The 8,586-nt window shown below is 67.2% G+C and carries 7 protein-coding genes; 4 read left to right on the top strand and 3 right to left on the bottom strand.

Going from position 1 to position 8,586, the window contains the following annotated elements:
• Window positions 1-3 precede the first annotated feature (3 nt).
• Entirely contained in the window at window positions 4-468 is a 465-nt protein-coding gene (locus GA0115254_RS18685; protein ID WP_093896444.1) for a MerR family transcriptional regulator, read from the bottom strand.
• An 87-nt stretch (window positions 469-555) separates the two neighbouring features.
• Here GA0115254_RS18685 and GA0115254_RS18680 point away from each other — a divergent pair, with 87 nt between their 5' ends.
• Complete coding sequence (locus tag GA0115254_RS18680; RefSeq protein ID WP_093896443.1) at window positions 556-1,605, top strand: aldo/keto reductase; 1,050 nt, start codon at window positions 556-558, stop codon at window positions 1,603-1,605.
• Window positions 1,606-1,784: 179 nt separating this feature from the next.
• On the opposite strand, the gene GA0115254_RS18675 is transcribed toward GA0115254_RS18680, so the two are convergent.
• Window positions 1,785-2,462: an alpha/beta hydrolase gene (locus GA0115254_RS18675; RefSeq protein WP_093896442.1), complete on the bottom strand. Its 678-nt coding sequence runs from the start codon at window positions 2,460-2,462 to the stop codon at window positions 1,785-1,787.
• A 1,270-nt stretch (window positions 2,463-3,732) separates the two neighbouring features.
• Here GA0115254_RS18675 and GA0115254_RS18670 point away from each other — a divergent pair.
• Both GA0115254_RS18670 and GA0115254_RS18665 read left to right on the top strand, forming a co-directional pair.
• Window positions 3,733-4,155 (top strand): hypothetical protein, encoded by a 423-nt coding sequence (locus GA0115254_RS18670; protein ID WP_093896441.1) that lies wholly within the window; start codon window positions 3,733-3,735, stop codon window positions 4,153-4,155.
• Window positions 4,156-5,291: 1,136 nt separating this feature from the next.
• On the top strand, window positions 5,292-6,446 hold the full coding sequence (locus GA0115254_RS18665) for an alanine racemase (protein ID WP_093896440.1): 1,155 nt from the start codon (window positions 5,292-5,294) through the stop codon (window positions 6,444-6,446).
• A 102-nt stretch (window positions 6,447-6,548) separates the two neighbouring features.
• Here the strand turns inward: GA0115254_RS18665 and GA0115254_RS18660 are convergent, their stop codons facing one another.
• Complete coding sequence (locus GA0115254_RS18660) at window positions 6,549-7,883, bottom strand: PP2C family protein-serine/threonine phosphatase (protein WP_256102660.1); 1,335 nt, start codon at window positions 7,881-7,883, stop codon at window positions 6,549-6,551.
• A gap of 96 nt (window positions 7,884-7,979) precedes the next feature.
• Here GA0115254_RS18660 and GA0115254_RS47650 point away from each other — a divergent pair, with 96 nt between their 5' ends.
• Window positions 7,980-8,462, top strand: a complete 483-nt coding sequence (locus GA0115254_RS47650; protein ID WP_370740893.1) for an ATP-binding protein — start codon at window positions 7,980-7,982, stop codon at window positions 8,460-8,462.
• Window positions 8,463-8,586: the final 124 nt, after the last annotated feature.

Here is an 8,586-nt window from a genome sequence, read left to right as displayed (position 1 = left end):
ATCTTAGATGATTGATTCCAAGGGGTCAGTGGTCTGGCGACTCTCTTCATTCCCTAGCTGTACAGCGGCATCGCACGAGTGCCCGCCCGCGCCGTCGAGGATGTCCTCGTACACCCGGACCTTGAAATTGATGACGTCCAGGCACTGCTCGAGCTGCTTCATCTGATCAGCTACCTGATCCTGGTGCCGCCGCAGGAGCTCGATGCGCTCCTGCTCGTTACCGGCGCCCTGCCTGGCGAGTTCGGTGTATCGGCGGATCTCCGGCAGGGGCATACCGGAGGCCCGCAGGATGATGCACAGGTTCAGCCAGTCCACGTCCTGTTCGCTGTAGACGCGTCGGCCGCCGGGCCCACGTGGCACGGGATTGACCAGCAGGCCCTCCTGCTCGTAGAAGCGCAGCGCGTGCACGCTCAATCCCGTGCGCTCGGCGACCTGTCCGATCCTCAATATTCCCTTGCTCCCAGCCATACTGCCGAGGATACGGGCTTGATCTCGAGTCAACTCGAGCTCCTAGAGTGCGGCACACAGTGGACGGACCAGCAAGGGAGCACGACCATGCGTTACCGCATCCTCGGCGGCACCGGCATCGAGGTAAGTACGTACTGCCTCGGGACGATGATGTTCGGCGCGGTCGGGAACACCGACCACGATGACTGCGTCCGCATCATCCACACGGCCCTCGACCAGGGAGTCAACTTCGTGGACACAGCGGACATGTACTCCGCGGGCGAGTCGGAGGAGATCGTCGGAAAGGCGCTCCGGGGTCGCCGCGAGGACGTCGTGCTCGCCACCAAGGTCCACTTCCAGATGGGGAAGGGGCGCAATCGGAGCGGCAACTCGCGGCGCTGGATCGTCCAGGCGGTCGAGGAAAGCCTGAAGAGACTGCAGACCGACTGGATCGACCTGTACCAGGTCCACCGCCCCGATCACTCGACCGACATCGAGGAGACGCTCGCGGTACTGGGTGACCTCGTGCGCGAAGGCGAGATCCGTGCCTTCGGGTGCTCGACCTTCCCGGCCGAGGAGATCGTCGAGGCCCATTACGTCGCCGAAGGGCGTGGGTTGTCGCGTTTCAGAACTGAGCAGCCGCCTTACTCGATCCTGGCCCGTGGCATCGAATCCTCGGTGCTGCCCGTTTGCCGGCGCTACGGGATGGGCGTGCTGACCTGGAGTCCGCTCGCTTCCGGGTTTCTGACCGGCAGGTACCTCCAGGGCCGACCCGTCGATCTTTCCACCGGCCGGGCAAAGCTCACCCCCGCCCGCTTCGACCCCGCCATCCCCGAGAACGCGGCCAAGCTTGCCGCCGTCGAGCAGCTCACCGAACTCGCCGCCACGATCGGATACACCCTGCCCGAGCTCGCGATTGCCTTCCCCGTCGCTCACCCGGCCGTCACCTCGGTGATCATCGGGCCGCGCACCGGGGAGCAACTGGAGCACCTTCTCAAGGGTGCCTCACTCGTGCTCGACGACACCGCACTCGACAGGATCGACGAGATCGTGCCGCCTGGGATCGATCTCTACCAGCCGGACGGTGCCTGGCGGCCGCCCGTACTCGACGACGCCCCGGGCCGCCGACGATCGCAGGCAGACCGCGCCGCCGCATAGATGGCTGGATGACCTGTTCCACGGGGTGATGCGCGGCGGTGGGTGAGGGCACCCGTGATCACGGTGTGACGAACAACGTGGACATCCTGGTGGCAGGGCTCTACGTCGATATCGAGTAGGTGGATGTCGGCCAGTAGCCCAGTGCTGACGCGGAAGACGCGCGTGGAGCCCGGCGGCTGTTACGCCCCGGTGCGGTATGCCTCCAGGTGGTCGGCCAGTTCTGTGGGGTGGCCGAGCATGGGGCAGTGGTCGCCGGGCAGTTCGTCGGGTGAAATGCCCAGGCGTTCCCGCACGATCCGGCGCATGTACTCGGCAGGGAAGAAGCGGTCGTCCCGGGACAGCAGGAACTTCGTGGGCACATCCGGCCACGCGGGCAGCGGCCATGGCTTCATGAACGGGGTGGCCGACTGCGTGCGCGTGCGCTTTGCGGCTTCGGCGGCCAGTACTGGCGGGGTGTCGTGGTGGAACAGGGCGGTGTCGTTGCCGGGGTCCCTGCCGTCGCGTTCGTCTTGTTCGCGCCTGGCTTGCTCGTAGCCGGTGTTGGCCCACCACTGGCCCGGTGTCTCACCCGGTGCCGGGATCTGCGCCTGGAGCATCACCAGCAGGTCCACCGGCACGCGGTCGCACACCAGCGGGGCGGTGAACCCGCCGAAGGAATGGGCCACCAGGATCAGGTCGACGCGATCACCGATGGCGTCGACCACAGTGTCGGCATACTCGGCCAGCCCGGCCGAGTCGTCGTCGCACGGCAGGTCCACCGCCACCACCTCATGGCCCCGCCGACACAGCTCGGCCTCCAGCAGATGCCAGTACCACGGGCCGGACGCAGCACCGGGAATCAACACATACGTAGCCACCGTCAGCGAGCCCCTCAGTAGCGGACACTGTGCCTCGACACCGTCGCTCGTCCCACCGAGGAACGGCGACGAACGTCCCACCAGTGGGCCGCAGTTGTCCCCGGCACTCGGAAGGACTTGGTCCACGCAGTGATGAGGCGAGAGCATCCGTGATCATTGTGTGACGAACAATCTGGACACCCTCGCGACCGCACTCTATGTGAAGAACGACGCGAAGCGAACCTGCAGACTTCCTTCGCTCATGGGAGGAGGGAGTCCAACACCGTTGTGTGAAGACAGAGTTGCACTCCCTCGCAGCCGAACTTTACGTCAAGACCGTTGATCCGCTGAAGGATTCGCCACAGCTCGCCCGTGGCATCCTGCCGTGGGTATCACGCCGCAGCGCAGCGATGCGGAGCCGGTGACCTTGGCGAACCTGCACGCAGAGCGAGACAATCGCTACTACTGCAAGGCTGTTCGGCCTGTTCTCCGGCCCCAGTAGTCGCCTCCTGGCCCACAAGACGGCCGTCTCGCGCAGCGCAGGGCGGAATCAAATCACCGCAACCATGGTTTTGCCTCTACAGCTACTTACGTGATTCAAGCGAACTGCCGTCCGTCTGATGTTCGATGATGGGCGCTCAGCTCACCGAGCTCACCGAGCTGCGCACCGAGATCTCGGGGTCGGGCGCCGGCGGTTCCGGCCGCGGCGGTCGGAACCACTCGGGAGGGGAACGCCATCGATCAGCGGCTCGTGGTGGGCGGCGCGGTTGCGCAGGGAGCGGACATGGCTGGCAGCGGTGAACACCGTGATCCGCTTGCCGCCGCTATTTGGGAACGTCTTGCGCAGGGCCTTGCGCCACAGGTGGAGTCGTAGTCGACGTTCTTGCGGTAGGGGCCGGCCGCCCGCTCCGTAGCTCACGCTCAATCGAGCCCAGGGCCCAGCCTGGATCCGCGCTGTTCAACGACCGCACCCCCGGTGTCACGCGGTGGCCCGCTCCGGTACTTCGAGGCATGCGGCGACCCGGCGGGCCATCGCGCCTATCGCTGGACGACCCCTTCTGTTTGCGAAATCGGAGCACTCAGGTATCGGACTACCGGTCCCAAGAAGCGATTTGGTGGATGTTGGTTGGATCAGACACTGGTTAGCGGGTTATGTCGTTAATTCGTAACGGCGCTGGGCGAGGGGCAACGTGCAGGGCGGCCGGCTCATCTGGATAGTCAGCGAAGCGCACCGGGCGCCTTCGCGAAGGGGTGGGTCTCACCAGGTGGGGGATCCGCGGGAGGGAAGTCCATGACCAGGACGAAGAAGACCGGGGTAAGGACGCGGTGCGGCCGTGTGGCTGTGATCGGTGCGCTGGGTCTGGCCTCAGTGACTCTGGCAGCCGGGCCGGCGTTAGCCAAGGGCGGCGTGGACATCACGGCGCCGCGCACGGCGTATGTCGGCAAGACCATCACGGTCAAGGCGCACGGCGGCGATGACAGCGCCGGCTACCTGCATCAGCTGTGCCTGGAGGAGAAGGGCTTCGGCGAAGGGTGGCACCAGGAGAATTGCAGCGCCGCGGTCGAGGGCGACGCGCGGGTCACTGCACACGGCACGTCCGCACGCCGCGGCAACCTGGAGTTCCGTGCGGTGCTGTACGGCCTGACCAGCCCGCATGACCAGAATGCCGTGCGCTTGCAAGCCTCTGACGTGGTGACGGTGCACGTCCGCTGAACCGGCGGCGCGGCCGTGGGCAGCCGGCACGATCACTGCCCACGACCGTGCACCGAATCGCTTCTCGGGAGAGCGCCCCGGCATCGTGCAGCGTGGTCACGAGGGCGCAGCCGACCGCCTCCGGGGCGAAGAGCAGGGAGCCGTCCGGGTTCGCGCTCAGCTCGGCGAGGCAGCCTGCGGTCGATGAAGCGCCGGACGACCGTTGTCAGCGCTTCGTGCGACGCCTGGCCTGCCCGCCAGCGGTCCCGCCTCGAAGCCGATGCCGCGATCGGACAGCAAGGCTTACCGCCTGCACAAAGGCGATGGACGTGACCGATCAGCGCCGGCGGCCGAACGGCCACCAGCCCCGACGCGTGCGGCGGCGGGGCTGGGCGGTCCGCCGTGGCGGTGCCGAGGGCCGCGGCGGCAGGGGCGGGTGTACCGGGGGTGCGGGCTCAAGGGGTGCCGCACTCGGGACGGCCGAACCGGGCGGGGACGTCAGCATCGTCGGGTCGGGGGAGGCCGCAGTCGCTGGCGGCTCCGTCGTCGGCGGTGAAGCGATCGGTGGCGGCCCGGCGGACTCAGGCGGCTGGCTGGGGTGTGGCCTGGAGGAGAGACCGGCAGCCCGTCCGGGTACGGGCTTGCGTGTGGCTGCCGCCGCGCGGGCCTGGCCGAGTGCGCACTGGTCGAGGGAGAGCGGCGGGCAGGTGGGCGGGCTGCTTCGGCCGGTGGCCTCGTCGTAGGTCCAGTGAGCGGGCTGACCAGTGTTCTTCGGCGAACATCTCAAGCTCGGGCCTGCCCCTGGAGGGTGTCCAGATCTTCCAGGCGCCGACGGCCAGGACAAAGGTTCCGACCGCGAGCGGGCTGAGGATGCTGGCGTGTTCGGACCGGATGCGTACGGTGAAACCGTGCCCGTCAGCGAGCCGGAGGGCCGGACATTGCTGTCCTGCTCGACAGCGGCAACACGGCCGTAGACGGCTACCGGGTGCCTGGGCCTCGGGCCGCTGGCCGGGCGCGCGCAGAGCCGGGCCTGATCGCCGGACGTGGGGCCGTGGCAGAACTCGCCCCAGCCCACCGCCTTGGTCTCTCCGGGGCGGCGCACCTTGAACTGGTTGATCACGTCGGCGTCGTAGTTGTGCTTCTGCAGGAAACGGGCGATGACAGGCCACGCCCTGAGAGCCGTGCCGCGACCCCGCGCGGCCGGATTCGTGATTCCCACCGCATACCCCCAACTGCGTCTCGACGCCGCCGCCCTCGATCACAACATCCGCGTCATGGCCGACTGGTGCAAGACCCATGACGTCGCGCTTGCTCCCCACGTCAAGACGACGATGTCCGCTCCCGTCATCGAACGACAGATCGCGGCCGGCGCCGTCGGCGTCACCGTTGCCACGGTCGACCAGGTCGCGACCGCGCTCGGCTGGGGACACAACACCGTCCTCATCGCGAACCAGATCGTCGATCCATTCGGACTGGCGCGAGTTCGGGCCTGGCTCGCCGCCGACCGGGAACGGGAGATCCGGTGCTTCGTCGACTCCGCGGCCGGGATCGCCGCAGCGAATCAGGTGTTCGGCGCGCACGGCCCCGCACTTGAGGTGCTTCTGGACATCGGCACCCCGGGTGGCCGCACCGGTATCCGCGACCCGAAGCAGGCCCGCCGTGCACCGGACCTCGTCCGAGCGGCTCCCGGACTCCGGCTCGTTGGAGTCGCCGGGGACGAAGGCGTCGCCCCGAACACAAGGATCGACGAAACGATTGCGGCCGTGGACGAACACTGCCGCCGGGTCCGCGACGTCTACCTCGACGTCGCCGGACCCTTTGAGACCGATCGCCCCGTGTACTCGATGGGTGGATCGGCCTTTCCTGATCGTGTCGTCGACTTCCTTCCGACGGACGACGACGTTCCAGGCACAATCCGGTTGCTCAGGTCCGGGTGCTACGTCGCGCACGATCACGGCGTCTACGCCCGCGTGAGCCCGATTCCCGGCCTCGTCCCAGCTCTGGCCGTGCGCGCGGTCGTCGTCTCCGCCGTCGAGGACGGTACTGCCGTGGTCGGAGCCGGGAAGCGCGACCTTCCCTACGACACCGAGGCGCCAATCCTTCTGTCCGCCAGCACTGCGGCCGGACAGGACAAGTTCGATGTCCGCGGACGTGTGCGCTCGCTGTACGACCACCACACCGTGCTCTCCGACGCGTGGAATCTTGAGGTGACGGATGTCGTCGAGTTCGGGATCTCGCACCCGTGCTCCGCGTTTGACCGGTGGCCCGAGTATCTCATCACCAACGACCACGGTGATGTGATCGACGTCTGACACACCGACTTCCGCCGATCGTCGATCGACACAGCACTCTGCGAGCCTGCGAGACGTCCGTTCATGCGACCCATCCCGGACTGCGGCCATCGTTGCGGGTGGTCACGAATGGTGCCCGTTGGGGACGCGGAGGGCGAGGACTGCGATGTCGTCGTGTCCGTCACCTGGGTGCTGTTCGGCAAGCGTCTCACACAGTTGTGCGGGGTACTGGTCGGCATGTGCGGTGGCGATGTCGGCGAGGGTGCGCAGGCCGTCGGTCAGGGAGCGCTGGTGGTGTTCGACCAGTCCGTCGGTGTAAAGAACGATGGTGGATCCAGGGGGAAGGTCTTGGGAGTGGTCGTGGCGGGGAAGGCGGAGGTCAACGCCGAGGGGTAGGCCGGGGTCGCGGTCGAGGTACTGTGCCGGGCGACCGGGTGCCAGAAGCAGCGGTGGAGGGTGCCCGGCGTTGCTCCACTGCAGAACCCAGGCGTTGTGGTGGCGATATACGCGTCCTACGAGTGCGGTCGTCACCAGGTAGCGGGGGATGGCGTGCAGGGTCAGGTCGAGCTGGGTCAGGACACGGCTGGGGCGGTGGAGCCGGGTGTGGAGCAGGGCGCGGAGCATGCTGCGGGTTTGGGACATGGACGCGGCGGCGGCCATGTCGTGCCCGCAGACGTCACCGATGGCCAGGTAGCAGGTGTCGTCGGCAGTGACGAGCGCGTCGTACCAGTCTCCGCCGAGCTGGTTGGGCTCGGACGCCGGCCGGTAGACCGCGGCGGTTCGGAACGGCGGCCTGTCCGACACCTCCGGCAGCAGCAATCTTTGGAACTCCTCGGAGTCGGAGCGGACGTGCTCGTACTGGCGGGCGTTCTCGATGGCCACGGCCGCTGCTCCTGCCAGAGCCACGATGATGTCCTCGTCGCGGGAGTCGAAAGGAAGGCCATCGTCCCTGTCCGCAAGATAGAGGTTTCCGTAGATGCGGCCTTGCACGGTGATGGCCACGCCCAGCAGCGTCTTCATCTGCGGGTGGCCGCGCGGGAAGCCGGCCGAGGCCCGGTGGTGCGGGATGTCACCGACTCGCAGGGGATTGGGGTGTTCGATCAGGTAGCCGAGCAGTCCGCGGCCCTGCGGGAGATCCACCCCCGCCAAGTCTGCGCGTTCCTGCTCGGTAAGGCCTTCGGGGATGAACATCGACAGCCTGCCGCCGTCCTCGCTCAGCACGCCGATCGCGCCGTAGTGGGCGCCGACCAGGTCCATCGCGCTGGTCACGATCCGCCGCAACACCCGACCCAGATCCAGATCACGGCTGACCGACAACATTGCCGCCAGCAGCGTCTGCAATTTCTGTTGCGCCTGACTCAGATCTTTTAGCTGCTCGGCGATCCGAAGCAGGTCGCCGTGCAGCGGCACCGGCGGCAGCTCGGTACTGGCATGGTCATGCTCTTCTTCACCATCCACAGCAGCAGGGTCCTTCGTCGGGTCTGAACAAAAGGTGGGTATCAGTGCGACCGGTGCACAGCTAGCCTAAATGTTCTCTATGAGTTATTTTCTTCTATTTCGCTCCTTCAAGCCGTTAAGGACGCTTCGCCCGTCGTAGAGAGCAAGCCCCGCGTCCCCATCCGAGGTCGCTCGGAGGAGTTCGCCGCCCAGGCCCAGCGCGAGCATGCGTCCTACGCGGACTTTCTGGCCGAGCTGCTGGAGAGCGAGCGCGAGGACCGGGACGAGCGGCGCGAGTTCCGCAGGGTCAAGAAGGCGAACTTCCCCCGGAGCAAGCGGATCGAGGACTTCGACTTCTCCGAGAACCCCAATGTCCCGCTCGAGGTCATCAGCACCAGCCCGCCTGGGCCCAGGTCGGCAACCCGCTCCGAACGCGAGGAAACGGCACGCGATCGCGATCGCCTCGAACAGGCCGTTCACCGAGTGGGACCAGACCTTCACCGACAAGCGACTCTGCCAGGAGGGCGGCGGATTCGGCGGACAGGTCCGGGCTGGCGTGGAGTGGCAACAGCCGGAACAGGCGAGCGTGGTCGTCGCTGAGGTGCTGGTAGGACAGGTCGAAGGCGGCGCGCAGCGCGCGGTCCTTGCGGCGTAACCGGTCCAGCCGGGCGGGTCTGCGTCGACCATGCTGCTCATCCCCCGCTCGGAGGGCTGACCGAGGTCG

The sequence above is a fragment of the Streptomyces sp. Ncost-T10-10d genome (assembly GCF_900091955.1).
Classification (GTDB): Bacteria; Actinomycetota; Actinomycetes; order Streptomycetales; family Streptomycetaceae; genus Streptomyces.
Note: the sequence above shows the minus strand (reverse complement) of the source record. Positions and strands in the feature narration are given on the sequence as shown.